Origin of the sequence: Mycobacterium sp. 050134, assembly GCF_036409085.1 — a bacterium.
Lineage (GTDB): Bacteria > Actinomycetota > Actinomycetes > Mycobacteriales > Mycobacteriaceae > Mycobacterium.
Window position 1 is genome coordinate 163,239 of sequence record NZ_JAZGLV010000008.1, and the last position, 24,838, is coordinate 188,076.

Annotated in this window: 25 protein-coding genes and 1 tRNA gene; 11 read left to right on the forward strand and 15 right to left on the reverse strand. The window is 71.0% G+C overall.

All coding sequences use genetic code 11. The features are described from left to right. Positions 1-16: 16 nt before the first annotated feature. Positions 17-433, forward strand: coding sequence for an ArsI/CadI family heavy metal resistance metalloenzyme (locus SKC42_RS11710; RefSeq protein ID WP_330964462.1), 417 nt, complete (start codon positions 17-19; stop codon positions 431-433). On the opposite strand, the gene SKC42_RS11715 is transcribed toward SKC42_RS11710, so the two are convergent. From SKC42_RS11715 to SKC42_RS11725, 3 genes are read right to left on the reverse strand one after another with little or no spacing between them, the layout of a single operon-like run. Next, on the reverse strand, positions 430-1,035 hold the full coding sequence (locus SKC42_RS11715) for a restriction endonuclease (RefSeq protein WP_330964463.1): 606 nt from the start codon (positions 1,033-1,035) through the stop codon (positions 430-432). The two genes, SKC42_RS11710 and SKC42_RS11715, sit on opposite strands and share 4 nt — an antisense overlap. A 53-nt stretch (positions 1,036-1,088) precedes the next feature. Further along, complete coding sequence (locus SKC42_RS11720; RefSeq protein ID WP_330964464.1) at positions 1,089-2,495, reverse strand: cytochrome P450; 1,407 nt, start codon at positions 2,493-2,495, stop codon at positions 1,089-1,091. A 27-nt stretch (positions 2,496-2,522) separates the two neighbouring features. After that, positions 2,523-2,819 carry a DUF4193 domain-containing protein gene (locus SKC42_RS11725; RefSeq protein WP_330964465.1) on the reverse strand — a complete coding sequence of 99 codons (297 nt, stop codon included), beginning with the start codon at positions 2,817-2,819 and terminating at the stop codon, positions 2,523-2,525. Positions 2,820-3,137: 318 nt separating this feature from the next. On the opposite strand from SKC42_RS11725, the gene SKC42_RS11730 reads away from it, so the two are divergent. After that, a complete protein-coding gene (locus tag SKC42_RS11730; protein ID WP_330964554.1) occupies positions 3,138-3,824 on the forward strand; it encodes an HAD family hydrolase in 687 nt (228 codons plus the stop codon). A gap of 7 nt (positions 3,825-3,831) precedes the next feature. On the opposite strand, the gene SKC42_RS11735 is transcribed toward SKC42_RS11730, so the two are convergent. After that, positions 3,832-4,332 (reverse strand): DUF6328 family protein, encoded by a 501-nt coding sequence (locus SKC42_RS11735; RefSeq protein WP_330964466.1) that lies wholly within the window; start codon positions 4,330-4,332, stop codon positions 3,832-3,834. Between the two features lie 36 nt (positions 4,333-4,368). Continuing rightward, positions 4,369-4,719 carry an STAS domain-containing protein gene (locus tag SKC42_RS11740; protein WP_330964467.1) on the reverse strand — a complete coding sequence of 117 codons (351 nt, stop codon included), beginning with the start codon at positions 4,717-4,719 and terminating at the stop codon, positions 4,369-4,371. A gap of 150 nt (positions 4,720-4,869) precedes the next feature. Between SKC42_RS11740 and SKC42_RS11745 the strand changes: the two genes are divergently transcribed. From SKC42_RS11745 to SKC42_RS11770, 6 genes are read left to right on the forward strand one after another with little or no spacing between them, the layout of a single operon-like run. After that, positions 4,870-5,769, forward strand: coding sequence for an STAS domain-containing protein (locus SKC42_RS11745; RefSeq protein ID WP_085255217.1), 900 nt, complete (start codon positions 4,870-4,872; stop codon positions 5,767-5,769). A 34-nt stretch (positions 5,770-5,803) separates the two neighbouring features. Then, positions 5,804-6,193, forward strand: coding sequence for an STAS domain-containing protein (locus SKC42_RS11750; protein WP_085255216.1), 390 nt, complete (start codon positions 5,804-5,806; stop codon positions 6,191-6,193). Beyond that, positions 6,183-6,611, forward strand: a complete 429-nt coding sequence (locus tag SKC42_RS11755; RefSeq protein ID WP_330964468.1) for an ATP-binding protein — start codon at positions 6,183-6,185, stop codon at positions 6,609-6,611. The genes SKC42_RS11750 and SKC42_RS11755 overlap by 11 nt, the downstream gene beginning before the upstream one ends. A 58-nt stretch (positions 6,612-6,669) precedes the next feature. Continuing rightward, complete coding sequence (locus SKC42_RS11760) at positions 6,670-7,242, forward strand: SpoIIE family protein phosphatase (protein ID WP_330964555.1); 573 nt, start codon at positions 6,670-6,672, stop codon at positions 7,240-7,242. Further along, entirely contained in the window at positions 7,239-9,458 is a 2,220-nt protein-coding gene (locus SKC42_RS11765; protein WP_330964469.1) for a SpoIIE family protein phosphatase, read from the forward strand. The genes SKC42_RS11760 and SKC42_RS11765 overlap by 4 nt, the downstream gene beginning before the upstream one ends. 60 nt (positions 9,459-9,518) lie before the next feature. Continuing rightward, positions 9,519-10,517, forward strand: a complete 999-nt coding sequence (locus SKC42_RS11770) for an iron-containing redox enzyme family protein (protein WP_330964556.1) — start codon at positions 9,519-9,521, stop codon at positions 10,515-10,517. Here the strand turns inward: SKC42_RS11770 and SKC42_RS11775 are convergent. The 10 genes from SKC42_RS11775 to selD form a co-directional block, all read right to left on the reverse strand. After that, complete coding sequence (locus tag SKC42_RS11775) at positions 10,465-10,650, reverse strand: CDGSH iron-sulfur domain-containing protein (RefSeq protein ID WP_330964557.1); 186 nt, start codon at positions 10,648-10,650, stop codon at positions 10,465-10,467. The two genes, SKC42_RS11770 and SKC42_RS11775, sit on opposite strands and share 53 nt — an antisense overlap. Positions 10,651-10,712: 62 nt before the next feature. Continuing rightward, a complete protein-coding gene (locus tag SKC42_RS11780; protein WP_330964470.1) occupies positions 10,713-11,402 on the reverse strand; it encodes a HemK2/MTQ2 family protein methyltransferase in 690 nt (229 codons plus the stop codon). Between the two features lie 100 nt (positions 11,403-11,502). Next, positions 11,503-12,057 carry a type 1 glutamine amidotransferase domain-containing protein gene (locus tag SKC42_RS11785; RefSeq protein ID WP_330964471.1) on the reverse strand — a complete coding sequence of 185 codons (555 nt, stop codon included), beginning with the start codon at positions 12,055-12,057 and terminating at the stop codon, positions 11,503-11,505. Positions 12,058-12,072: 15 nt separating this feature from the next. After that, positions 12,073-13,242, reverse strand: a complete 1,170-nt coding sequence (locus SKC42_RS11790) for a zinc-dependent alcohol dehydrogenase (protein ID WP_330964472.1) — start codon at positions 13,240-13,242, stop codon at positions 12,073-12,075. Further along, positions 13,239-14,168, reverse strand: coding sequence for an SRPBCC family protein (locus tag SKC42_RS11795; RefSeq protein ID WP_330964473.1), 930 nt, complete (start codon positions 14,166-14,168; stop codon positions 13,239-13,241). The genes SKC42_RS11790 and SKC42_RS11795 overlap by 4 nt, the downstream gene beginning before the upstream one ends. A gap of 94 nt (positions 14,169-14,262) precedes the next feature. After that, positions 14,263-15,249 carry an LLM class F420-dependent oxidoreductase gene (locus SKC42_RS11800; RefSeq protein ID WP_330964474.1) on the reverse strand — a complete coding sequence of 329 codons (987 nt, stop codon included), beginning with the start codon at positions 15,247-15,249 and terminating at the stop codon, positions 14,263-14,265. A gap of 61 nt (positions 15,250-15,310) precedes the next feature. Then, positions 15,311-16,396, reverse strand: a complete 1,086-nt coding sequence (gene nrfD / locus SKC42_RS11805; protein ID WP_330964475.1) for an NrfD/PsrC family molybdoenzyme membrane anchor subunit — start codon at positions 16,394-16,396, stop codon at positions 15,311-15,313. Between the two features lie 7 nt (positions 16,397-16,403). Further along, positions 16,404-17,375 carry a 4Fe-4S dicluster domain-containing protein gene (locus SKC42_RS11810; RefSeq protein WP_330964476.1) on the reverse strand — a complete coding sequence of 324 codons (972 nt, stop codon included), beginning with the start codon at positions 17,373-17,375 and terminating at the stop codon, positions 16,404-16,406. Further along, positions 17,350-20,670 carry a formate dehydrogenase gene (gene fdh / locus SKC42_RS11815; protein WP_330964477.1) on the reverse strand — a complete coding sequence of 1,107 codons (3,321 nt, stop codon included), beginning with the start codon at positions 20,668-20,670 and terminating at the stop codon, positions 17,350-17,352. The genes SKC42_RS11810 and fdh overlap by 26 nt, the downstream gene beginning before the upstream one ends. A gap of 37 nt (positions 20,671-20,707) precedes the next feature. Continuing rightward, positions 20,708-21,700: a selenide, water dikinase SelD gene (gene selD, locus SKC42_RS11820; RefSeq protein WP_330964478.1), complete on the reverse strand. Its 993-nt coding sequence runs from the start codon at positions 21,698-21,700 to the stop codon at positions 20,708-20,710. A gap of 27 nt (positions 21,701-21,727) precedes the next feature. Here selD and SKC42_RS11825 point away from each other — a divergent pair. The 3 genes from SKC42_RS11825 (at position 21,728) to SKC42_RS11835 (ending at position 24,836) form a co-directional block, all read left to right on the forward strand. Then, positions 21,728-21,822 (forward strand) — tRNA-Sec (locus tag SKC42_RS11825). A gap of 18 nt (positions 21,823-21,840) precedes the next feature. Beyond that, entirely contained in the window at positions 21,841-23,142 is a 1,302-nt protein-coding gene (selA, locus tag SKC42_RS11830) for an L-seryl-tRNA(Sec) selenium transferase (RefSeq protein ID WP_330964479.1), read from the forward strand. Further along, entirely contained in the window at positions 23,130-24,836 is a 1,707-nt protein-coding gene (locus SKC42_RS11835; RefSeq protein WP_330964480.1) for a SelB domain-containing protein, read from the forward strand. The genes selA and SKC42_RS11835 overlap by 13 nt, the downstream gene beginning before the upstream one ends. The last annotated feature ends 2 nt before the right edge of the window (positions 24,837-24,838 follow it).

Here is a 24,838-nt window from a genome sequence, read left to right on the forward strand (position 1 = left end):
GAAGAGAGGATCAACCATGTCACGTGTGCAGCTCGCCCTCAACGTCGACGACCTCGACGAGGCGATCGCGTTCTACCGCAGGCTCTTCGACACCGCACCGACCAAGGTCAAACCGGGCTACGCCAACTTCGCGGTCGCCGACCCGCCGCTGAAGCTAGTCCTGATCGAAAACGCCGGGCACGGCGGCACCATCAATCACCTTGGCGTCGAGGTGGACTCGAGCGACGAGGTGCACGCGGAGATCGCGCGCCTCGCCGACCAGGACCTGGTCCCCGACGAGGAGATCGGCACCACCTGCTGCTACGCGACGCAGGACAAGGCGTGGGTCACCGGCCCCGCCGGCGAGCGGTGGGAGGTCTACACCGTCCTGTCCGACTCCGAGACCTTCGGTGACGACACTGCCGAGAGCGGCACGGCCTGCTGCCAGCCCTAGGCCTCCATGTCCGGCTGCAACCGCCGCCTGGGCAGCGGCGCCACCGCGCCCGCCCAGATCAGCACTTGCTCACGCCCGACGAGCCGGCAACGGTGGGTGATCGCCAGCTGGTGGGCCGCCCTGGTGAACGATCGATTGCTCACCACGACCGCCTGGTCGCAACCGTGGTGCCGCGCCCCGGCAACCACCTGCTGCACGGCGGCCACCCCGACCGCCTTGGCCAGCCGCTTGCATTGCACCGCAAGGCGAGTGCCGTCCCGCTGGGCGACGAGGTCGACCCCATAGTCGCCGGTGCCGCCGGTGTGCGTGACGCTCCAGCCCCTGGCCCGAAGCTGCGCCGCGACGAACCCCTCAAATTCGGTGCCCGACATCTCGTCGACGTCTGCCATGTCCGCCAGCGCGCGCCGATGGTCGCGCCTGCGCTGGCGGGCGACGCGGAAGCGGTCCCGCTGGGCCGACAACCACAGCAGCACGACCACCGCCGCGACGAGCCCGCCCAGCCCCGCCGCGCACCCCGCCACCGCGCTGCCGGTCGCCCGTTGGGCGAAATACCAAGGGAGAGCGAGCCCGACCACGAGCAGGCACCCAAGGACTTTCTCCACGCGGATGAAGCTACCGCAGCGGTACGACAACCCGGCGGACGAAGCGCGCGCCGCTACGGCGACGGCTTGAGCGGCCGGAACCGCAGCCGGGTGCCGTTGCGGGGCGCGAGCATGATGGAGCGCCGCACGATCCGCTCGGGCTCGTCGTCCACCGCGCTGAACTCCCCCTCGCGCAGCAGCGTGTGCAACACCGTGACGAGCTCCCGCATGGAGAAGCTCGCGCCCAGGCAGCGTTTGACGCCACCCCCGAACGGCACCCACGCATACGTCTGGGGGCGGGCGTCCAGGAACCGCTCGGGGCGGAACTCGTTCGGATGCTCGTAGGTGTGCGGATCGCGGTTGATGGCGATGATGTGGACGACGATCCGCGTGCCCGGGTCCACGACGTATCCACCGATCGGGAATGGCTGGGCCACAACGCGGGCCGTGAGCGGAGCGGGCGGGCGCACCCGCAACGTCTCGTTGATGACCGCGGTCGTGAAGGTCTCGCCCCCGCTCAGCGCCTCGGCCTGGACGCGCCGCAACGCGTCGGGATGGCGCAGCAACAGATCGAAGACCCACGCCAGCGTGGTGGCGGTGGTCTCGTGCCCGGCCAGCATCAGGGTGATGACGTCGTCGCGAATCTCGATGTCGGACAGCGCTTCTCCGCCCTCACCGCGCGCACGGATCAGCAGCGACAGGATGTCGAGCCGCTCGTCCAGGCGCGGGTCACCGCGGCGGCGGGCGATGAGCGGCATCAACAGATCATCGATCTCCCTGTACGCCTTGGTCCGCGACGGCCAGACCCGCAGGGCCCCCGCGTGGCGCAGGGCGTAGCGAAGCGTCAGCTGTTCGGACACACCGAGATTCAGCAACCGCTCGAACGGCCGGCCCAGTCGCCGGACCTCGCCGGGCTCGTCCACGCCGAACATGATCCTGACGATCACGTCGAGCGTCAGCGCCCGGGCCGCCTCGAGCATCTCGAACGGACGGCCGACCGGCCAGCTGTGCATGGCCGCGCGCGCCGAGTTCTGCATGATCGGCACGTAGCTGCTCAGCGCGGCGCCGTGCAGCGGCGGCGTCAGCAGCTTGCGCCGCCGCAGGTGCTCCGGCTCTTCTTGCACGAACATCGAGCCGGACCCGTAGATCGCGGCCGCGGGGCCCACCCCCTCTCCCCCGAGCAGGACGTCGGTCGGCGCGGTGAACACCTGCTTGGCGAGGTCGGCGTCGGACACGATGGCGACGTCGCCCAGGCTCAGGATGGGCATGGTCATGATCGGCCCGTAGCGCCGGATCAGCCGCAGCATCCGGCGCTCGCCGCCCACGAGGTAGGCGACCGCGTACGCGACGGCGCAGACGGACCGGAACGGGCGGGGGGCGGGCAGGCCGGGCGGACGGCCCGCGGCAGCCGGCGCGTCCGTCCGGCGAGTCGCGAGTCCTGCCACGCTGATGACAGAAACACGGGCCGCCGGGTTGGTCAAGGTGCGCCGGGCCCGGCGCGGGCTCCGCTACGCGCAGTCGGCGCAGACCGGGAGCCCCGCGTTGGTGCTCCGCTGCCGGCTGCGGTGCTGCACCAGGAAGCAGCACGAGCAGGTGAACTCGTCCTTCTGCTGGGGAATCACCGTGATCGACAATTCCTCGCTAGACAGGTCGGCACCGGGCAGTTCGAAGAAGTGCACGTCGTTGGGGTCCTCGTCGACCACCGCGGTGGTCGTCGCGGGCAGGGTCGCCAGCTCGCGCAGCGTGGACCGGTCCGGCGTGTCGTCGGAAACACGGCGTGCGTCGTAGTCGCTTGCAGTCGCCATGGGAGTTCCTTCCTGCTCAGTGGCGGGTTGACGCACTTCCCTGTACTCACCCGTGGCGCAGGCATTACCCCGTTCTGACGCGGACTACACGCAAGAAATCATAAAAGCTGCACACACGCCAAAAAAGGGGGCGCGGGTGCCGTCAGTCCTGCGGCGGCAGGGCGACGTTGTAGGCGCCACGCTGGGCATACGAGAACAGGGCCTACCGCCCGATACGTCAAACGGCGGTGTCAGGCACCGTCCAACCGGGTATCCCGCGCGGATGAAACTTCGACCGCTTGCCCGAGGCCGTTTCGGGGCCGACTCGGGGAGCATCCGCTGAAGCCCGGCCCCGGCGCCCCCGCCGTCCTGTTCGACGTCGACGGGACTCTCGTCGATTCCGTCTACCTGCACGTCTACGCCTGGCAACGCGCCTTCCACGAGGAAGGCGTCCCGGTTTCGGCATGGCGGATCCACCGCGGCATCGGCATGGACGGATCCCAGCTGGTGAAGACGCTCACCGACGGCGCCCCCGACGATGTGCGGGGACGGCTCAGTGACGCGCACAGCCGGGTCTACCGGGAACTCATCCCGTTGCTGACCCCGTTGCCGGGCGCCCGCGAGCTGGTTCGGCGCGTCAGCGAGCTGGGCCTGCAGGTGGTGATGGCCAGCTCCGCGCCCGAGGACGAGCTCGAGGCGCTGCTCAAGGTGCTCGACTGCGACGACGTCATCTCCGAGACGACGTCGTCGCGCGACGTCGACACCGCCAAACCCGAACCCGGCATCGTGCGGGTGGCGCTGGACCGCGCGGGGGTCGACGCCGACCATGCCGTGTTCGTCGGCGACGCCGTGTGGGACGCGGAGGCCGCCGCCCGCGCGAACCTCCCGTGCATCGGGGTGCGGAGCGGGGGCGTCGCCGAGGCCGAACTGCGGGAGGCCGGGGCGACCCCGGTCTTCGCCGACCCGCAGGGTCTGCTCGAACACCTGTCGTCGACGCGGATAGCGGCGCTCGCGCCCCGCCGGTGACCGAACGTCACATACCGCGGGTCCGCAATATAAGAGGTAACACCCACCAAAAGAAGGTGAACAACGCCAGTGCGCACGCCCCGGCGATGACCGCGGCGTGCTCCCCGGCCACCGCCGCGAACACGACGGCGGTCACCCCGGTCAGCGCCGCCCCCAGCAGCGTGAGCCCCGCGTAGGCGCACCGGTGCGCGGCGGACACCAGCACCTGGAGGCGGTGCCGCCGGAAGAGCAGGCGGTGGATGCTGACCGGCGCGACCAGCAGCACCGTTGCGCCCACGGACAGCGCGACCGTCGCGAGGTAGACGTGGCGCATGGGCCCGTCGAGCAGATCGAAACGCTGCTGGAACGGCAGCGTCAACAGGAAACCCGTGAGCAGCTGGACCCCGGTCTGCACCACCCGCAGCTCTTGCAGCAGGTTGTTCCAATTGCGGTCCAGCCGTTGGACTTCGGTCTCGTCCCGCTCGCGGCGATCCCAGCGCTGGTCGTCTTGCGGATGATCGACGTCCATACACCCGATCATCGCACCCGAGGGCGCGGAAACCGGTCAGCCGACGGCGGTCAGCGCCTCGTCGAGCGTGGGGTACAACGGGAAGGTCTTGTCCAGTCCGGTCAGGTGGATCGGCCGCTTGGTCGCGGGGCCGCGGGCCACCACCCCGAACTGGGTTGCCGTGCCGAGTTTCTCGTGCGTCGCCGCCAGGATCTTCAACCCCACCGAGCCCAGGAACTCCACCGCGGAGAGGTCGATGACCAGCGCCGCCGGGCTCTCCGCGACAACCGCGCCGATCGCCTGTTCCAGGGCCGGGGCGGTGACCAAATCGATCTCGCCGCTGACACGGACCACCGAGACGCCGGCGTGGTCCTCGACCAACGTGGTAATCGAATCAGGAGCTGACAATGGCGATCCTTTGTCCGGGCCTCGAGCGTGGTGCAAGCCTAGCCTGCCGCGCGAACTGCGAGAAGAATAAGCCCTCAGCACCCACCCCGCGACAGCCCAGACTAGTGTCCCCTATACCTGTGCACCGAGGGGGACACGGCAGGAGGCCAGATGTCAGATTCGCCGTCGGACTTCAGCAGCACCGCCACCGCCACACCAACGGTGATTTCCAGCGAAGGCCTGTTGCCACAGCTGGTTCAGCATTTGCGGCAGAACCGAACGATCCTGCGCGAGGAGTGGGCGCGCCGGATCACCGAGGCGGAGCTGCTCACCGCGATGACACCGGAGGAGCTGTTCTCCGAAGCCACCGCCGTCTACGACAACTATGTAGAGGTGCTCGAGACCGGTAGCGTCGAGGCGCTGCAGGCCTACGCCCGGGACCTCTCCGAGCGCATCATCCCGCGGGGCGTCGAGACCGACGAGGTGCTCGGCATCGTCCTGCTGCTGCGCGACGTGCTCGCCCGTTCGCTGTTCGAGAAGTATCAGACCGACTTCGAGATGCTCAACCGGGTGCTCGACGCCTACGAACCGGCCGCCAACCGCATCGCCAACACCGTGGGCGTCAGCTTCGTCCAGGAACGCGAACGGATCATCCGCCAGCAGCAGGAGGCGATCCGCGAGCTCTCCACCCCCGTGCTGCAGGTGCGCGAGCAGCTGCTGATCCTGCCGATCATCGGCGTGCTCGACTCCCAGCGCGCCCGGCAGGTCACCGAGCAGCTGTTGCGCGCGATTCGCGCGAACCGCGCGAAAGTGGTGGTCATCGACATCACGGGTGTGCCCACCATCGACTCCACGGTGGCGAACCACCTGGTGCAGACCGTGGACGCGTCCGGGCTGATGGGCGCCAGCGTCATCATCACCGGCCTGTCCTCCGAGATCGCCCTCACGCTGGTGACGATCGGGCTGGACCTGTCGAAGATGAACGCCGTCGGTGACCTGCAGGGCGGCATCGAAGAGGCCGAGCGGCTGCTGGGCTATGAGGTCACGCGCACCGGGGAGCAGACCGGGTGATCGCCCGGACAGCCAGAACGACCGCGGTCACCCCATGCCAGTACCGATCCTGAAACAGGGCGCGATCCTCATCGCCACGGTTCAGGCCGCCCTGTCCGACTCCGACACCGAGCGGCTCCGCTACGACCTCATGGAGCAGGTCAGCCGGTTCCGCGCGCAGGGCATCATCGTCGACGTCACCGCGATCGACGTGATGGATTCCTTCGCGGCCAGGTCGCTGCGCACCATCGCCCACATGACGCGGTTGCGGGGGGCGGACACGGTGATCGTGGGTCTGCAGCCGGAGGTGGCCTTCGCCATGGTGCAACTCGGTCTGGCCTTCGACGACATGAACACCGCGCTGGACCTGGAGGAGGGCCTCGCCCTGCTGAATCGGCAGCTGGGAAAGCGCAATTCGACGATCGGGCGCGACGGTGGCGGATGACGCGGGTGACCCCGGCGCCGTCGTCGTCGACATCAACAATCCGGACGACATCGTCGCCGCCCGCAAGGCCGGGCACCGACTGGCACTCGACCTCGGGTTCTCGCTGACCGACGTCACGATGATCGCCACCGCGATCTCGGAGATCGCGCGCAACATCACCAGCTACGCCGGGCGCGGCGCGGTCCGGGTCGAGGTGGCGGACAAGGAAGGCCGCAAGGCCCTGGTGGTCCGGGCCGAGGACGGCGGTCCCGGCATCGCCGACATCGAGCGCGCGCTCGAGGACGGCTACTCGACCGGCCGGGGCCTCGGGCTGGGCCTGCCCGGCGCCCGCCGCCTGATGGATCGGCTGATCGTGGAGTCCACGCCGGGCCGGGGCACGGTCGTCGAGATGTGGAAATGGGTCCCGCCTCGTGCATGACAACGGCAGCCGCGGGGGGCGCCTCGGGCCGATCGAATGGGCGACCGCGGGCCGCCCGCTGCCGGGCGAGCACGTCTCCGGCGACCAGACGATCGCGATCGGCATTGGCGACGACGCCGCCCTGTTCGGTGTGATGGACGGCCTCGGCCACGGCGCGGAGGCCGCGGCGGCGGCGCTGCGGGCCGTCGACACGCTCGAGAACGCGCGGGACCAGCCGCTGGAGGCGCTCGTTGGGCTCTGTCATCGGGTGCTGGGCGGCACGCGTGGGGTGGCCATGACCCTGGCCCGGGTCGACTTCGCGGCCGGCACCCTGGCGTGGGCGGGGATCGGGAACGTCACCGCCGACCTGGTCGCCAAGGCCGCGACCGGAATCCAGGTCCGGTCCAGCGCCCGCCTCACCGCGGGCATCGTCGGCTACCGGATCCCGGAGATCCTGCCAGCGCAGGTCGTTCCCATCCGCGCCGGCGACCTGATCGTCATCGCCACCGACGGCATCGCCGAAGACCACCTGCGGCACATCGACTTTGCGGCCTCGGCGCCGGTGATCGCCGCGGAGCTCTTGAGCAGACATGCCAAGGGGACCGACGATGCAATGGTGCTGACCGCCCGCCATCGGGGAGTTTCGACATGACCGACCGCGACAGCGACGCCGCAGACTTCAACACCAGCTACGCCGGCGCGCTGCGCGCCTACCTGGCCGGGCGTGACGAGGACAGCCTGTCCGTCGGTCACGAGCTGGGGCGGCGGGCGCTGGAAGAGCAGGTCAGCATGCTCGACATCGTCGAGCACCATTTCAGCCTCGTTCAGCACCTCGCGGCCGGGCCGGGCATCGACGGGCCGACGGCGCTGGAGTTTCTCCTGCAGACGCTGGCCCCGCTCGACGTGGCGACCCGCGGCTTCCTCGACGGCACCAAGCGCTACGCCGAGCAGCGGGCCCGCGCGGACGGACTCGCCGACCGCGACAAATTCCGTACGGCCCTGGTGAATTCGCTGCAGGAGGGTTTCTTCGTCGCCGACCACGAGGGGACCGTGGTCGAGATGAACAGCGCACTGATCGACATCCTCGGCTACCCGGCGGCCGGCCTGCCGTACCGGTGGCCGCATCCGTGGCTGGTCGACACGCTCGGCGCGCGTCAGCAGCAGGCCCTGGTCGAGCTCAACGGCACCACCGCGTACGAGACGCCGATCCGGCATCGCGACGGCCACCTCGCGTGGGTTGCGGTGAGCATCAACTCGGTCAAGGAGGCCGACACCGACCAAAACGCCTACGTCGGCACCATCCGCGACATCACCGCCGAGCGGGCCTTCGCGGCCCGCGAAAGCGCGGTGCTGCGGCTGGCCACGGCCGTGGCGGTGGCCAGGACGGTGGACGAGCTGCTGGCGGTCACGCTGGACGAGTGCAGCGCGGCGATCGATGTGCAACGGGTGGTCGCGGTCTCGTGGCCGAGCGGAGACGGCGACCCGGCGGTCCAGGTGGCGGGCGCGCCCGGCGCGTCGAGCTGGCGGCGCCTGGAGCCGTGGCTGCGGGACACCTTCGCCGACGCCCGGCATCAGCTGCCGCTGACGGCTAAGGTCGTCGAACGCGCCGAGCATCCCGGCAAGGCCGCCGGGCTGGTCGCGGTGCTGTCCGGAGCGGGCGACCTGGCGCTCTGGCTGGAACTGCGCTCGCCCCGGTGGGTCAGCGCGGAGGACCGGCTGCTGGTCACCGTCCTGACCGGGCATCTCAGCCTGGCCATGCAGCACGTCCGGCAGTTCGAGAGCGCCCGCGAGACGTCGTTGACGTTGCAGCGCGCGATGCTGCCGCCGGTGCAGCCGCCGCCGGGGTTCGCGGTGCGCTACGAACCCGCGGTGCCGCCGCTGGAGATCGGCGGTGACTGGTATGACGTGCTGCCCATCGGGGATCACCGGATCGGCATCGTGGTCGGCGACTGCGTCGGTCGCGGGCTGCCGGCCGCCGCGATCATGGGTCAGCTGCGCAGCTCGGCGCGCGCGCTGCTCATCAACGGAGCCGAACCGGCGCTGCTCCTCGAACAGCTCGACTCGGCGGCGTCGCTCATCCCGAACGCCTACTGCACCACGGTGTTCCTCGCGGTGCTGGACACCGAGTCCGGGGTACTGCAGTACAGCAACGCCGGGCACATGCCCGCCGTCCTCGCGGGGCCCGGGACGGCCGCGAGGCTGTTGACGGACGCCGCGTCGGTACCGCTGGCGGTGCGCCACGACGAGCCGCGCCCGCAGGCGACCCGGGTCCTGCCGCCGGGTTCGACGCTGATGCTGTTCACCGACGGCCTCGTCGAGCGCAAGCACGAGTCCATCGACGACGGATTAGGCCGGGCCGCAGACGTTTTGGTGCAGACCACCACGTTGCCGCTGAACTCCGTCGCGGACGCGGTGCTGCGTGAACTCTCCCCGCCGGCGGGGTATGACGACGACGTGGCCATGGTCATATACCGGCATCGGCCGCAGCCGCTTCGCATCGAAAGCCCCGCCACCGCAGACCAGTTGGCAGGCGTCCGGCACCGGCTGGCCGACTGGCTGCGGACGGCCGACGTCCCGGACGATCTCGCCGCGGACATCGTGCTGGTGGCGAGCGAGGCGTGCACCAACTGCGTCGAGCACGCGTACCGCGACATTGGTGCGGGGACGATGTTGCTGGCCGTCGACCTCGCCGGCGGCGAAGTGCGCGCGCGCGTCACCGATTCCGGCTCGTGGAAGACGCCGGCGGTCAACCCCGGCAACGGCGGGCGCGGTCTGATGCTGATCCGCGCCATCAGTCACGCCGTCGAACTCGACAGTTCAGCCGCGGGCACCACGGTCGACATCACGTTCCAGCTGCCGGACGCCTGAGCGGCGCCGTTTGCCCCACCCCGACAGCGGGTAGTCATCGGCGTGACCCACGCATCGACGATGGTCGAACCGGCGCTTCCGGCGGCCCACGGACCGCTGTCGACCGCGGTCCGTCGGGCGTTGACCGGGCCGCCGTCGCGCGACCAGCTCACCCGCATCGGCGCATCCGTTCGTGACTCCGACCCCTACGGCCTTGACCTGCAGCTGGCGCTCTCCATGTGCTACGAGTTGCACTACCGCGGTTTCGCGGGCGTCGACCCGGAATGGGAGTGGAACCCGGCGCTGTTGCAGCTGCGCGCCGAACTGGAGCGCGAGTTCTTGGCGGGCGTGCGCCGCGACGTCGGGCCCGTCGATCCCGATCACACCGCGGCGGCCGAAATGGAGGCCATCGCGATCGAGCCGACGGACGGGACGGGACCGTCGTATTTTCTGCGGGACTCCGGGACGTGGCAGCAGATGTGCGAGTACTTCGTGCACCGGTCGGTCTACCACCTCAAGGAGGGCGACCCGCACGCCTGGGCGATCCCCCGGCTGATGGGCCGGGCCAAGGCGGGGTTCGTGGCCGTCGAGTACGACGAGTACGGGGCGGGGCAGGGCCCGCGACTGCACCAAGAGCTCTTCGCCGATCTGCTCGCGGCCGCCGGCCTCGATCCGGCCTACCTGGGATACCTCGACTCCGTGCCCGCCGAGGCGCTGGCGGCGGTCAACCTCATGTCGCTGTTCGGGCTGCACCGCTCGCTGCGCGGCGCCGCGATCGGGCACTTCGCGTCGACGGAGATCACGTCGCCACCCGGCTCGAAGCGGATGGTTCAGGCGCTGCGGAGGATGGCCGCCCCCGCGGCCTGCGTCGAGTTCTACAGCGAGCACGTCGAGGCCGACGCGGTGCACGAGCATGTGGTGCGCGGAGTGGTCGCCGACATGGTGGGGCGGGAGCCGCACCTCGACGCCGACGTCGTCTTCGGGATCCGCGCCCACGCCGCGGTGGAGGACCGGCTGGCCGACCGGCTTATGGCGTCGTGGCGGCAGGGTCGGAAGTCGCTGCGGACGCCTCTCGATTGACCCGGCGCGCAGGGCTTTTGAGGTTACGGCACCGGCGGTGACTGGTGTCGCACAACGGGTAGTCGCCGCTGCGGCGGCACGTGCAGATCGCCACCATGAATCGGTCCGACTCGACGACGTCACCGTCGGGCATCTCGATCGTCACCGGCCCCGACACCAGTACGGGGCCGCCCGCCACCACCTGTACGCGGGTGGTCACGGCTTGTCCGCCCGGATCACCACCAGCTCCTCCTCGCGGCGTCCGCCGGGTATCCGCCCGGTGTCTTCGAGCCACTTGGCGCGCGCCGTCATCACCGGTCCGAACGGAATCCATTTGGAGGCAATGACTTCGGCTTGCATGCCGGCCCACTTAAGGCGATCCAGCGACTGCTGGACGCCGGCGAGCGCCGAGTGCACCAGCAGCAGCGATCCGCCGTCGGTGATCAGCTTCGGAGCCGCGTCGCACAGGGGATCCAACACCATGCGGCCGTCCGGCCCGGCGCTCCAGGCCCACGACGGGCCGGCGCTCGAGCAGATCACCTCGGTGTCGCCGCCGGGCGGCGTGGGCACGTACGGCGGGTTGGACACGACGACGTCGAAGGGTGCGCACTCCAGCGCGTCGACCCATGTCCCCTCGCGAATGTCGACGTCGGCGCCGGCGAGCGCGGCGTTCTCCCGCGAGCAACGCACGGCCTGCGGACAGATGTCGAAGGCGGTCACCCTGGCGCCGCCCAGTTCGGTGGCGGCGATGGCCACGAACCCGCTCCCGGTGCACAGGTCGAGGACCCGCCGTCCGGCGACCAGCGACGTCTGATGCATGGCGTCGACGAGCAGACGGGAATCGTCTTGCGGCGGATACACGTTGGCTCCGGCCGAGACGGCGGGGTCGGGATAGGTGATGGTCAATGTAGGCCTTTCGACAGATCGCCGCGGCGATCAACGCTTGCCGTGGGTAATGCCCGCAAACTCAGGGGTTGAAACGAAGCAAATACGGGCGCCGCGGCGACTAAGCCGAAGGGGCGTGGGCGAATTGCTTGACGATGGCGGCGCAGAAGGCGGGCAGGTCCTTCGGCGAGCGGCTGGAGATCAGGTTGCCGTCGACGACGACCTCCTCGTCGACCACGTTGGCTCCGGCGTTGCGCAGGTCGGTGCGGATGCTCGGGTAGGAGGTCAGGGTCCGGCCCGCCGCGACACCGGCCTCGAGCAGCGTCCACGGCCCGTGACAGATTGCGGCGACCGGCTTTCCGGACCGCACGAAGTCGCGCACGAAGGAAACGGCGGTGGCGTCCATGCGCAGCTTGTCCGGGTTGACGGTGCCGCCGGGTAGCACCAGGCCGTCGAACTTGTCGACCGATGCGTCCGATACGGCGCGGTCGACGGGGAAGGTTCCGGCCGGTTCGAGATCGTGGTTGCGGGCCTGGATCTCACCGGCCTTCAGGGACAGCACCTCGATCTGGGCGCCGGCCTGCTGCAGCGCCTCGCGTGGCTGTTCGAGCTCCACCTTCTCGACGCCGTCGGCCGCCAGGAACGCGATCTTTTTACCCTGTAACTCATTCGACATTGTGACCTCCCGGTTTCACGGTTTGAGGATGACTTTCGTACACCGTTCTTGCTTGTGCTTGAAGATGTCGTAGCCGTGGGCCGCCTCGTCGAGCGACAGGTGATGGCTGACGATGATCGTCGGGTCGATGTCGCCGTTGCGGATTCGCTCGAGCAGTGGCCGCATGTAGTGCTGCACATGGCACTGGCCGGTCTTGATCGTCAGTGACCGGTTCATGACCGCGCCGATGGGGAACTTGTCCATCAGCCCGCCGTACACGCCGATGATAGAGATGGTGCCGCCATTGCGGCAGCTCATCGCCGCTTCCCGAAGCGCGTGGGGCCGTTCGGTTTCCAGCCGCACCGCCTGCTTGGCCCGGTCGTAGGCGTCCACCACGGCCGTGCCGTTGCGGGCCTCCATGCCGGCCGCGTCGATGCAGTGGTCCGGCCCGCGCCCGGCGGTGATGTCCTGGAGCTCCTCGAGCACCGAGGCCTCCTCGAAGTTGACGGGCACCGCGCCGACCTGCTGGGCCAGTTCGAGCCGATACGGCACGCGGTCGACAGCAACGACCTTCGACGCGCCCAGCAAATAGGCGCTCATCATCGCGAAGATGCCCACCGGGCCGGCGCCCCACACGGCCACCACGTCACCGGGCGCGATGCCGCACATCTCGGCGCCCATATACCCCGTCGGAAGGATGTCGGACAGGAACAGCACCTGCTCGTCGGTCAGGTCGTCCTCGACCTTCAACGGGCCCACGTCGGCGAAGGGCACCCGCGCGTATTCGGCCTGGCCGCCCGCGAATCCGCCGAGCATATGGGAATATCCGAACAGCCCGGCCGGGGAGTGGCCCATGAACTTCTCGGCGATGCCGGCGTTCGGGTTCGAGTTCTCACACAGCGAGAACAGGTCGCGCTCGCACGCCGCGCAGGCGCCGCAGGCGATGGGGAACGGCACGACCACCCGGTCGCCGGCGGCGAGGTTCCGAACCGCCTTGCCGATCTCGACGACCTCGCCCATGAACTCGTGCCCGAGCACGTCGCCGCGCTTGACCGTCGGGATGTACCCGTCGTACAGGTGCAGGTCGGACCCGCAGATCGCGGTCGACGTGATACGCACGATGGCGTCGCGGTCGTTGAGGATCTTGGGGTCCGGAACCGATTGCACCTCAACGGTGTTGCGGCCCGCCCAGACGGTGGCTTTCATGCGGAGGCTCCTTGGTTCGGCGCAGCGGGTTGCTGGTGTAGCTGCCGGCCGGCCGCGGCCCCTTCCGGCGATCCCGCCGAGCGCATCACCTGGCCCGTCTCGAGGATCTGCTTGAAACGACGAAGGTCGTCGTTGACCTGCTGGTCGGGCGATTCGCCGAACAGGGTGAGCGCCGCCTTGCCCAAGGCGCCGCCGGGCAGGTGATAGCCGATGGTCACCCGCACCTCGGTGCTTCTCCCATCCGGTGTGGACGCGAACTCGACGCTGCCGCCGTTCTCGACCACCGAGCCGGGCAACGACTGCCAGGCGATCCGCTTGCCGGGCTCGTCCTCGGTGGTCTGCGCGTCCCACTCCACCGACTGGCCGGCCGGCGCGTTGGCCACCCAGTGCGAACGGCCGTCACCGTTGGCGGTCACCGACTTCAGGTGGTGCATGAACGTCGGCAGGTTCTGCACATCGCTCCAGAACCGGTACACCGCCTCTGGGGGCTTCCGGACCGTGACGGCCGCGCGCACCATGCGGTGGCGCGACCCGCCGGCGTGCCGGCCGTCGCCCCGCGTGGTCCGCAGCGCCGCGCACAGGTCGAGCGCGCCGATCCCGGAGAGCGCCGCGGCCGTGATCACGCCCCGACGGCGCCGCCCGGGACCGCGGGCGGCGACCCCGGCCAGCAGCAACGCCGTGTCCAGGACGTCGCCGGCCACCCTCGTCCACACCAGCCGGGCGGGGCCGGCCAACAGCGCCGCGCCGTGGCCGCATTCACGGGCGCCCAGCGCCCGGATGACGCGCCGCGACCGGGCCGTCTCGTCGACCCCGGCGACGGCGGCGACTTTGCCGGGCGCCAACAGCTCGCCGAGCCCCAGCCCGAAGCTCGCCCCGGCCAGCGCCTTCACCAAAATCCTTGTGGTTGTGCCGGATTGTTCGCTCATCAATGATCCCCTCGCCTCGCCGGGCACGCCGAATGCGCGAATCCGCTGCCGCACAAGGGCGAATACCCGGGGGGTCTTCAGCCAAACAACGGAATCAGCGCGACGCGTCGCGCAGCGCCTCGAGCAACGACCCGGCCGCTTCGGACAGGAAGCGTTCCTGCGTTTCGCCGCCGATCTGAACCAGGGCCACGTCGGTGAACCCGGCCTCCCAGTACGGCTTGACGGCCTCGACGATCGCGTCCAGGTCGGGGCCGCAGGGGATGGACTCGGCGACGTCCTCGGGTCGGACGAACTGCGTGGCCCCGGCGAACCCGGCCGGCGTCGGCAGGTCGGCGTTCACCTTCCAGCCCCCGGCGAACCAGCGGAACTGGTCGTGCGCGCGCTTGATGGCCGTGTCGCGGTCGGGGTCCCATGCCACCGGTATCTGGCCGACCACGCGGCCGGCCTGGGTCCCGTTGGCGGCCTGGCGGGCGGCGTGCCACGCGTCGACGAGTTCCTTGTCGGGTTCCACCGCGACGAAGTGGTCGACGAGCTTGACGAACTTGTCGATCGCCCGCCTGCCGCCGATCGCCACCGCGATATCGACGGGGACGTCCGGGGTGTCCCACAGCCGCGCGGAGTCCACCTGGAAGTAGTCGCCCCGCCAGTCCACGAGTTCGCCGCCGAACAGTTCGCGGATGATCTTGATGGCCTCGCGCAGCATGTCGTGGCGACGTTCCACGGTCGGCCAGCCCTTGCCGACGACGTGCTCGTTGAGATTTTCGCCGCTGCCCAGGCCCAGGGTGAACCGGCCCTCGGAGAGGATCTGCAGCGTGGCGGCCTGCTGCGCGACGATCGCGGGGTGGTATCGCATCGTCGGGCAGGTCACGTAGGTGTAGAGGTCGACCCGTTCGGTGGCGTGCGCCACCGCACCCAATACCGTCCAGGCGTTGGGAGCGTGCCCCTGCGACGTCAGCCACGGCGTGAAGTGGTCGCTGCAGACCTCGAAGTCGAAGCCGCGCTCTTCAGCGGAAATCGCATCGCGGACAAGGTCTTTGGGTCCACTCTGCTCGGTCATCAGAGTGTAGCCAAAATTCGTCATGGTCTTGGAGATACCCCGCGAGGCCGGCCGCAAACCGCCCGCGAGCGGCGGTTGAGTTGCGTCAACCCGCCGTGGTGATCGAGTCGCCGGCGGTTCCGGCCGCGCGGCGCTCGGCCAGCCGGCGGTTCTGGGGCTCGATCGTGTAGCGGGGGTCGCGCGCCGACTCCAATCCCGCCTCGAAGAAACCGAACCGCAGCATCGCCGACGCCGTCAGCAGCGCCAGCCCGGACGCGACCGCGACGCCGCGGTGCCGCCCGCCGAGCAACGCGCCCAGGCCGCCAGCCGCGGCGAGCCGCTCGCTCCAGGACAGCAGCCGGCCGGGCGTGCCGTGGTGCAGCGGTTCGCGTGTCACCGGGTCCATCCGGTGCTCCGTGAACCGGGCGGAGATCAGATCACTGGCCGCGCCCATGACGGCCAGCCGGCGGGCGGGCCCGGCCTCGGCAACCGGGGTGGTGATCATCGCCAGCCCCGACGCGGCCAGGCTCGCCGAGCTGACGAACACGAACGGCAGATCCCGGTACGCGGCGTTCCAGGTCGGGGTCGCGGTGTCGGTGAGCAGCACCGCGGTGTAGACGGCCAGCGGTGGCGCGAAGACGGCGGCCCCCAATCCGGCCGGCCCCTCCACCGCGCGCAGGGCGCACCGCAAGGGGCCCAACGGAATTCGCTCGCCGGTCATCCGGTCGACCTCGGAGACGGCGGCGATCCCAATCCCGGCGCTGAAGAAACTCAGGATCCACGAGCCGATGCTCATGGGCGAGGTCAGCTTGACCGTCCGCAGCATGTTGACGAACCGCTCGGGCCGGCCCAGGTCCTTGACCAGCGCGACCGCGCCCAGCATCACCGCGACCAACGCCGACAGCCGCGCGTTGCGCCGCAACGTGTCTCGTCCGGTGAGCTGCGCGCCGGCGGCCAGCAGGCCGGAACCGCCGGCGACGCCGCCGAGGAACAGGTACGCGGCCACCTCGTGTCCCCAGGGCGGGGGTTTGACCACCGGACGCCCGTAATACGAGGCGAATTCGGCGTCCGGGACCATGGGCATCTCGCGCGAGCCGTCGCCCCCGCCCCGCCGTCCGCCGCGCTTGCCCTTGCGGCGTCTACCTCCCGGGGGCTCCGGCGGGCGCAGGCTGTCGTACTCGGAGGTGCTCATCCGAGCCTCACCGGCCTTTCCAGAAGGCCAGCACCGCGGCGGCCGCCATCCCCGCCGCCGCCATGCTCGCCCGTTTGAACATCTCGGGCAGGTCGGCCGTGCACACCCGCGGATCGGGCGGCAGCCCGTAGACCTCCGGCTCGTCGAGCAGCAGGAAAATCGACCCGGTCCCGCCGACCCCGTCGTGCTCGTTGGCGCCGTAGAGGCGCGCCTCGGTGCGCCCCTCGGCGTGCAGCGCCGCGACCCGGTCCCGCGCCGCGACCACCAGGTCGTCGTGGTCGCCGAACTTGATCGACGTGGTGGGACAGGTCTTCGCGCAGGCCGGGATCTGGTCCTCGACGAGGCGGTCGTAGCACAGGGTGCACTTCTGGGCGACCCCGGTCACGAATTTCTCGGCGGGCCGGTCCGGCCGCTCGGCCGGCGTCGCATACGTGCCGTCGCTGCGACGCTCGACCACGCCGAACGGGCAGCCGGCCACACAGGTGCCGCAGCCGTTGCAGACGTCGGCCTGCACGACGACGGTGCCGAACTCGGTGCGGAACAGCGCCCCGGTCGGGCAGACGTCCAGGCAGCCGGCGTGCGTGCAGTGCTTGCACACGTCCGACGACATGAGCCAGCGGAACTCGGGGGTGTCCGGCGGTGTGACGTCCGGCTTCTCCTCGGCCTTCCGAACGGCCGGCATGCCCAAACCCACCAGCGCGCGGCCTGATTCGCGCGCCTCATCGATGCGGTCGCGGCCCTGCTCGATGAACGCGACGTGGCGCCACGTGCTGGCGCCCAGGGCGCCGGTGTTGTCATACGACGAACCCAGCAGCTCGAGGTTGCCGTCGCGCGGGTTGCGGTTCCACTCCTTGCAGGCCACCTCGCAGGCCTTGCAGCCGATGCAGATCGAGGTGTCGGTGAAGAACCCCTTGCGCGGCTTCGGTTCCGCCCAGCCGGCGTCGACGGTCGGGTCAGTCGGTCCGCTCAGCTGTCCCATCGGTTCCCCCTTCCCACACGTCGTCGCTCAGTCGCACATTGCCGGTCTCGGTGGTGGCTCCCGACCGGGACTGGTATTCGGCGATCAGCCGGAGCAGATCCGCGCCCTGCGGGCGGCGGCCCGGGCGGATGTCGCAGGAACCGGCCTTGGACTCCTGGATCTGCACGTTGGGGTCCAGCGTCACGCCGAGCAGATCGTTGGCGGCGTCGCCGCTGACCACCGCGTCACCGCCGACGCCCCAGTGGTAGGGCAGGCCGATCTGGTGCACGGTGTGGCCGGCGATGACCAGCGGGTTCATCCGCTCGGTGACCAGCACGCGTGCCTCGATGGCGGCGCGCGGCGAGACGATCGTCGCCCACCCATAGGGCTCGAGGCCGCGCTCGGCGGCCAACTCCGGGGACACCTCGCAGAACATCTCCGGTTGCAGCTCCGACAGGTAGGGCAGCCACCGGCTCATGCCGCCGGCGGTGTGGTGCTCGGTGAGCCGATACGTGGTGAACACGTAGGGATAGACGTCGGCCCCGGGCTCGTCGGCGCTGGGCGCGCTCAGATTGTCCTTGCGCGGGAACGTGATCCGCGCCGGGTTGCGCTGCTGGGGGTACAGCGGGTTCGCGACCGGGGACTCCTGCGGCTCGTAGTGCGTGGGCAACGGCCCGTCGAGGACGCCCTGCGGCGCGAACAGCCAACCCTTGCCGTCGGCCTGCATGATGAACGGGTCGTCCCCGGCGAGCGCGTCGGGGCCGCCCACGTCCGGGTCGGGCCGGCTGCCCGGCGCGCGGTCCGCGACGAAGTCGGGTATGTCATGCCCCGTCCAGCGACCTTGCTCGGCATCCCACCACACCAGCCGCTTGCGCTCACTCCACGGCTTGCCCGCCGGATCGGCGGAGGCGCGGTTGTAGAGGATGCGGCGGTCGGCCGGCCACGCCCAGCCCCACTCCCGCTGGCTCGGCGACGGGCCGCCCTGCGGCACGCGCCGGGCCGCCTGGTTGACGGCGCCCGCGTACACCCCGGTGTAGATCCAGCAACCGCCGGCCGTCGACCCGTCGGCGCGCATCTCGGTGTAGGACGCCAGCGGTTTGCCGGCCTCGGCGCCGGTGACGTGATACCCGTTGACCTCGGCCAGCACCGCCTCGCCGTGCGGGTCGCCGTCGGAGTCGGTGGGGTAGTCCCACGTGAGGTCCAGCAGCGGGCGGTCGCGCTCGTCGGTCGAGCCGGCCAGCCGCTGCCTGATCCGCTTGCCCAGCTCGTAGAAGAACGCCAGTTCGCTCTGGCACTGGCCCGGCGGGTCGACGGCCTTGTGGCGCCACTGCACCAGCCGCTGCGTCTGCGTGAACGAGCCCGCCTTCTCCACGTGCGAGGCGGCCGGCAGGAAGAAGACCTCGGTCTCGATGTCCTCGGTCTTCAGCTCCCCCGAGGCGATCTCCGGCCCGTCCTTCCACCACGTGGCCGACTCGATGAGGTTGAGGTCGCGGACCACCAGCCACTTGAGGTGGGACATGCCGAGGCGCTGCATCCGGCCGTGCGCCGACCCGACCGCGGGGTTCTGGCCCAGCAGGAAGTAGCCCTCGACCTCGTCGGCCAGCATCGCCGTGACGGTCTGGTAGGTGCCGTGCGGGCCGGACAGCCGCGGCAGGTAGCCGTACGCCCAGTCGTTCTCCGCGGTGGCCGCGTCACCCCACCACGCCTTGAGCAGGCTGACCAGGTAGGCGTCGGAGTCGGCCCAGTAGCCCTTCTGCTTCCTGGAGCCGATGGCGTCGAGGTAGTCGGCCAAGGTGTCGTGGACGCCGGCCTTGGGCATCGCCAGGTACCCGGGCAGCAGGTTGAACAGCGTCGGGATGTCGGTGGAGCCCTGAATGGTGGCGTGGCCGCGCAGAGCCATGATGCCGCTGCCCGGCCGGCCCACGTTGCCCAGCAGCAGCTGCAAAATGGTTGCGGTGCGGATGAATTGGGCCCCGAGGGTGTGCTGCGTCCAGCCGACGGCGTAGGCGAAGCAGGTGGTGCGCTCGCGCCCGGAGTTCTCCACGATGGAGCGGGCCAGGTAATCGAAATCCGCGCGGCTGATGCCGCACACGTCGGTGACCATCTCCGGCGTGTAGCGGGCGTAGTGCCGCTTGAGGATCTGGAACACCGTCCTTGGGTGCTGCAGGGTCTCGTCCCGCTTGACCCGGGCGTGCGCGAGCGGCGGACCGCCGCTGCCGTGCTCGTGGCCGGCCGCGCTCTGCGCCGCCGACGCGCCGTGCGTGTGAGCGCCACCGGGCGACTCGACCTGGCCGTTCTCCTCCTGTTCGTACGCCCACGTCGAGGTGTCGTACTGCCCGGTCTCCGGGTCGAAGCCGGAGAACAGGCCGCCGAGGTCCTCGGTGTCCCGGTATTTGTCGTTGATCAGGGTGGCGGCGTTGGTGTAGGCGACGACGTACTCGGAGAACCACAGATCATTGGCGAGGATGTGGTTGATCAACGCGCCCAGCAGCACGACATCCGAGCCGGCCCGGATCGGGATGTGCCGGTCCGACACCGCCGAGGTGCGGGTGAACCGCGGGTCGACGTGGATGATCCGCGCGCCGCGCGCCCGCGCCTCCTCGACCCACTGGAAGCCGACGGGGTGGCACTCGGCCATGTTGGAGCCCTGAATGACGATGCAGTCGGCATTGGCCATGTCTTGGAGGCTTTGGGTGGCGCCGCCGCGCCCGAAGGAGGCCCCCAGACCGGGAACCGTTGCGGAGTGTCAAATACGAGCTTGGTTCTCGATCTGGATCGCGCCCGCGGCGGTGAAGAGCTTCTTGATGAGGTAGTTCTCTTCGTTGTCCAGGGTCGCGCCGCCCAGCGCGGCGATCCCCATGGTGCGGCGCAGCGGGTGGCCCTTCTTGTCGATGTCCTGCCAGGTGTGGCGGCGGGATTCCACGAAGCGGTCGGCGATCATGTCGATGGCGGTGTCCAGTTCGAGGCGCTGCCACTCGGTTGCGCGCGGCGCGCGGTACAGCACGTGCACCTGCCGGCCCGGCGAGTTGACCAGCTGTTCGCTCGCGGAACCTTTGGGGCACAAGCGACCTCGCGAGATCGGCGAACCGGGGTCGCCCTCGATCTGGACGACCTTCTCATCCTTGACGTACACCAACTGGCCGCAGCCCACGGCGCAGTAGGGGCACACGCTTTGCACCACCCGGTCGGCCGCCGTGGTGCGCGGCTCGACGGCACGCGTCTGCTTGGACGTGACGGCCGACCCGCGCCCGAGCTTGTCGCCCGAGCTCAGCTGACGCAGCACGGGCCATTCGAGAAAGAGCTTGCGCATACCCATGCCCCTACCCTAGTGGGCACCCCCGAAACACCGCCCGTCAACGCACCACGATCGTGTGCTCCCCGCGGGGTACCAGCTCCCCGATCACGGGCGCGCCGGGGACCTCGCCGGCGATCAGCAGCCCGCCCGAGGTCTGGGCGTCGGCGAGCAGCAGCGCCTCGTCCTCGCCTATCCCGGACAGGTCGGCGTGCGGCGCCACCCACTCGAGGTTGCGCCGCGTGCCCCCGCTGACGTACCCGGCGGCCAGCGCGTCGCGCGCGCCGTCGATGTAGGGCACCGCGGCCGAGTCGATCACCGCGGTCACACCGCTGGCCCGCGCCAGCTTGTGCAGGTGTCCGAGCAAACCGAAACCCGTTACGTCGGTGGCGCATTCGACGCCCGCCGCCAGCGCCGCCGCGGCCGCCCCGGCGTTCAGCGTGGTCATGACGGCGATGGCCTCCGCGAAGCGTTCGCCGGTCGCCTTGTGCCTGCTGTTCAGCACGCCTACGCCGAGCGGCTTGGTCAGCGACAGCGGTGTGCCGGGCTTGCCGGAATCGTTGCGCAACAACCGGTTCGGATCCGCAATGCCGGTGACCGCCAAGCCGTACTTGGGCTCCGGGTCGTCCACGCTGTGGCCGCCCGCGAGGTGGCAGCCGGCGAGGCCGCAGACGTCGAGCCCGCCCCGCAGCGTCTCGGCGGCCAGCTCGAGCGGGAGCACGTCTCGCGGCCAGCCGAGCAAATTCACCGCGACCACTGGGCGGCCGCCCATCGCGTACACGTCGGACAGGGCGTTGGTGGCGGCGATGCGGCCCCAGTCGTACGCGTCGTCCACGACGGGGGTGAAGAAGTCCGTCGTGACGATCAGCGCCGTGCCGCCGTCGATGCGCACGGCGGCGGCGTCGTCGCCGTTGTCGAGGCCGACCAGCAGCTCGCCGGCCGGGTCGAGGGGCGCGCTCGCCCCCAGCCCGCGGACGATGCCCTCCAGTTCGCCGGGCGGGATCTTGCACGCGCAGCCGCCGCCGTGGGCGTACTGAGTCAGTCGATAGGTCACGTGTCCATAATTGTCGTCATGGTCCAGGGAGGCGTGTCCGGTCTGGTGACCGGCGCGGTCTTCAAAACCGTCGAACGGCAGACGCTGCCGCTGGCGGGTTCGATTCCCGTCCGCCTCCGCCATGCTCCCTCGGACCCGAGATGACCGAGCCACCCGATCAGCGACGGCTCGTGCCGCGTACCGACGTCCTGCTTGCCGACCCGCGCCTGGTCGAGGCGCAGCGCGTGCTGGGCCGGGCGCTGGTCAAGTCGGTGATCGCCGACGCCCAGCGGCGGGCGCGCACCGGGGAGATCGATCCGGAGCGGGTCGCCGAGCACGCCGTCGCCGCGCTTCCCGCCACCGCGTCCAGCCTGCGGCCCGTCGTCAACGCCACCGGCGTGGTGGTGCACACCAACCTGGGCCGGGCGCCGCTGTCGGCGGCCGCGCTCGACGCCGTCGTCGCCGCCGGTGGGGCCACCGACGTGGAGTTCGACCTGGCTACGGGACGGCGCGCGCGCCGGGGCCGGGGCACGCTGGCGGCGCTGGCCCGCGCGGTCCCCACCGCCGGGGGCGTGCACGTCGTCAATAACAACGCCGCCGCGCTGCTGCTGACCGCGCTCACGCTGGCGCCCGGCCGGGAGATCGTCCTCAGCCGGGGTGAGCTCGTCGAGATCGGCGACGGCTTCCGCATTCCGGAGCTGCTGGAGTCGACGGGGGCGCGGCTGCGCGAGGTGGGGACCACCAACCGCACCAGCCCGCGCGACTATGTCGAGGCGGTCGGGCCGGACACCGGGTTCGTCCTCAAGGTGCACCCCTCCAACTTCCACGTGACCGGATTCACGTCCGCGGTCGGCGTCACGGAACTGGCCCGGGAGCTCGCCCCGCGGGGCGTCCCCCTGGTGGTCGACATCGGATCGGGGCTGCTCGCGCCGCATCCGCTGCTGCCCGACGAGCCGGACGCCACGTCGACCCTGCGCGACGGCGCGGACCTGGTCACCGCCAGCGGCGACAAGCTGCTCGGCGGCCCCCAGGCCGGCCTGCTGCTCGGGCGTCAGGAGCTGATCGAGCGGCTCCGCCGCCACCCCGCGGCGCGGGCCCTGCGCGTCGACAAGCTCACCCTCGCCGCGCTGGAGGCCACCCTGACCGGCCCACCGTCACCGGTCACCCGGGCGCTGAACGCCGACGTCGCGGACCTGCGCGCCCGCGCCGAATCGCTCGCCGCGCGCCTGCCCGGCGCGTCGGCGGTGGACTGTGTCGCGGCCGTCGGCGGCGGCGGGGCTCCGGGCGTGCGGCTGCCGAGCGCCGCCGTCAGCCTGCCCGCGCCCTACGCGGCCGCGCTGCGTGCCGGCAACCCCCCGGTCGTGGGGCGCCTCGAGGCCGGCCGATGCCTGCTCGACCTGCGCACGGTGCCGTCCGAGGACGACGAGCTGCTCGCGGAGGCGGTGCGGGCGTGTTCGTCGTAGCGACCGCCGGGCACGTCGACCACGGCAAGTCCACCCTGCTGCACCGGCTGACCGGCATGTGGCCGGACCGGCTGGCCGAGGAACAGCGCCGGGGCCTGACCATCGACCTCGGGTTCGCCTGGACCGAGGTCGACGGCCGCGAGCTGGCGTTCGTCGACGTGCCCGGCCACGAGCGGTTCGTCGCCAACATGCTGGCCGGGGTGGGCGCCGTCCCGGCGGTCCTGTTCGTCGTGGCCGCCACCGAGGGCTGGATGCCGCAGTCCGAGGAACACCTGGCGGCGCTGGACGCGCTGGGCGTGCGGCACGGCCTGGTGGTCATCACGAAGGCCGACCTCGCCGACCCCGCCCCGGCCGTCGCGCAGGTGTCCGAGCGGTTCGCCGGCACCTCGCTGGCCGGCGCTCCCGTCGCGATCGGCACCGACCTCGGCCGGGTGCGCGCGGAGCTGCTGGCGCTGACCGACCGGCTCCCGGCGCCGGACCCGGACGCCGACGTGCGGCTGTGGGTGGACCGCAGTTTCTCGGTCCGGGGTGCGGGCACCGTCGTGACCGGCACGCTGACCGCCGGCACCGTCCGGGTCGGTGACGAGCTCGAACACGCCGGGCGGCGCGTCGTCGTCCGCGGCCTGCAGTCGCTGGGCCGTGGTCACCCGGCGGTCGGCCCGGTGGCGCGTGTCGCGCTCAACCTGCGGGGCGTGGACCGTCACGACATCGGCCGCGGGGACACCCTCCGGACGCCCGGCGCATGGTTGGACACCGCGGAGATCGACGTCGCGCTGCGTTCGGCGGGGGCCCTGCACCGCGAGCTGGTGCTGCACGTCGGATCCGCGGCCGTGCCGGTGCAGGTGCGCGAACTCGGGCCGGCGGCCGTGCGGTTGCGGCTGGCCGGCCCGCTGCCGCTGCGGGTCGGTGACGTCGGGTTGCTGCGCGATCCCGGGGAGCATCGGATCGCGGCGGGCGTCGAGGTGCTCGACGTCCGGCCGCCCACGTTGCGCCGACGCGGCGCGGCCAAGGAGCGGGCGGCGGAGCTGGCGGCCGCGTTGGCGACCGGCCACGTCCGCCCGCCCGACTGCGCCCGGCTGACCGAGCTGCGCGCCATGGGCCTGCCGCCGCGCGGGCAGCGGATCGGCGACTGGGTGGTCGACCCGCAGTGGTGGGCCGCCCGGCGCGACGATGCGACCGCCGCGGTGCGGCGCTGGGCGGACGAGCACGACGTCGCGGCCGGGATGCCGCTCGAGGTGGTGCGGCAGCGCGCCGGGCTGCCGGCGACGGAACTGGTGTCCGGGCTGCTGGAGGGGACGGGCCTGGAGATCGTGGACGGCGTGGTCCGCGCGCCCGGGGCCGGACTGCCGGCCCGGGTCGACAAGGCGGTGCGCACGATCGAGGAATGGCTGGCCGACGAACCGTTCCGGGCGCCGGAGGCCGACGAGCTGGCCGAGCTGAAGCTCGGTCCCCGGGAGCTGGCCGCGGCGGTCCGCACCGGGCGGCTGAGCCGGATCGCCGACGGCGTCGTGCTGGGGCCGGACGCGTTCGATCGGGCGGCGAGGATTCTCACGACGCTGCGCCAGCCGTTCACCGTCAGCGAGGCCCGCCGGGCGCTCGGCACCACCCGCCGGGTCGCCGTGCCCCTGCTCGAGCAGCTGGACGCGCGTCGCGTGACGCGGCGCGCCGCCGACGGCACCCGGACGATCGCCTGACC

Excerpts from the sequence above, each read along its gene's own strand:
- SKC42_RS11750 (WP_085255216.1), top strand. The coding sequence starts at position 5,804 with ATGCCAGTACCGATCCTGAAACAGGGCGCGATCCTCATCGCCACGGTT.
- SKC42_RS11710 (WP_330964462.1), top strand. The coding sequence starts at position 17 with ATGTCACGTGTGCAGCTCGCCCTCAACGTCGACGACCTCGACGAGGCG.
- nrfD (WP_330964475.1), bottom strand. The coding sequence starts at position 16,396 with ATGAGCACCTCCGAGTACGACAGCCTGCGCCCGCCGGAGCCCCCGGGA.
- SKC42_RS11785 (WP_330964471.1), bottom strand. The coding sequence starts at position 12,057 with ATGTCGAATGAGTTACAGGGTAAAAAGATCGCGTTCCTGGCGGCCGAC.
- SKC42_RS11725 (WP_330964465.1), bottom strand. The coding sequence starts at position 2,819 with ATGGCGACTGCAAGCGACTACGACGCACGCCGTGTTTCCGACGACACG.
- SKC42_RS11790 (WP_330964472.1), bottom strand. The coding sequence starts at position 13,242 with ATGAAAGCCACCGTCTGGGCGGGCCGCAACACCGTTGAGGTGCAATCG.
- SKC42_RS11810 (WP_330964476.1), bottom strand. The coding sequence starts at position 17,375 with ATGGGACAGCTGAGCGGACCGACTGACCCGACCGTCGACGCCGGCTGG.
- SKC42_RS11770 (WP_330964556.1), top strand. The coding sequence starts at position 9,519 with ATGGTCGAACCGGCGCTTCCGGCGGCCCACGGACCGCTGTCGACCGCG.
- selA (WP_330964479.1), top strand. The coding sequence starts at position 21,841 with ATGACCGAGCCACCCGATCAGCGACGGCTCGTGCCGCGTACCGACGTC.
- SKC42_RS11765 (WP_330964469.1), top strand. The coding sequence starts at position 7,239 with ATGACCGACCGCGACAGCGACGCCGCAGACTTCAACACCAGCTACGCC.
- SKC42_RS11800 (WP_330964474.1), bottom strand. The coding sequence starts at position 15,249 with ATGACGAATTTTGGCTACACTCTGATGACCGAGCAGAGTGGACCCAAA.
- SKC42_RS11775 (WP_330964557.1), bottom strand. The coding sequence starts at position 10,650 with ATGCCCGACGGTGACGTCGTCGAGTCGGACCGATTCATGGTGGCGATC.
- SKC42_RS11745 (WP_085255217.1), top strand. The coding sequence starts at position 4,870 with ATGTCAGATTCGCCGTCGGACTTCAGCAGCACCGCCACCGCCACACCA.
- SKC42_RS11795 (WP_330964473.1), bottom strand. The coding sequence starts at position 14,168 with ATGAGCGAACAATCCGGCACAACCACAAGGATTTTGGTGAAGGCGCTG.
- SKC42_RS11735 (WP_330964466.1), bottom strand. The coding sequence starts at position 4,332 with ATGGACGTCGATCATCCGCAAGACGACCAGCGCTGGGATCGCCGCGAG.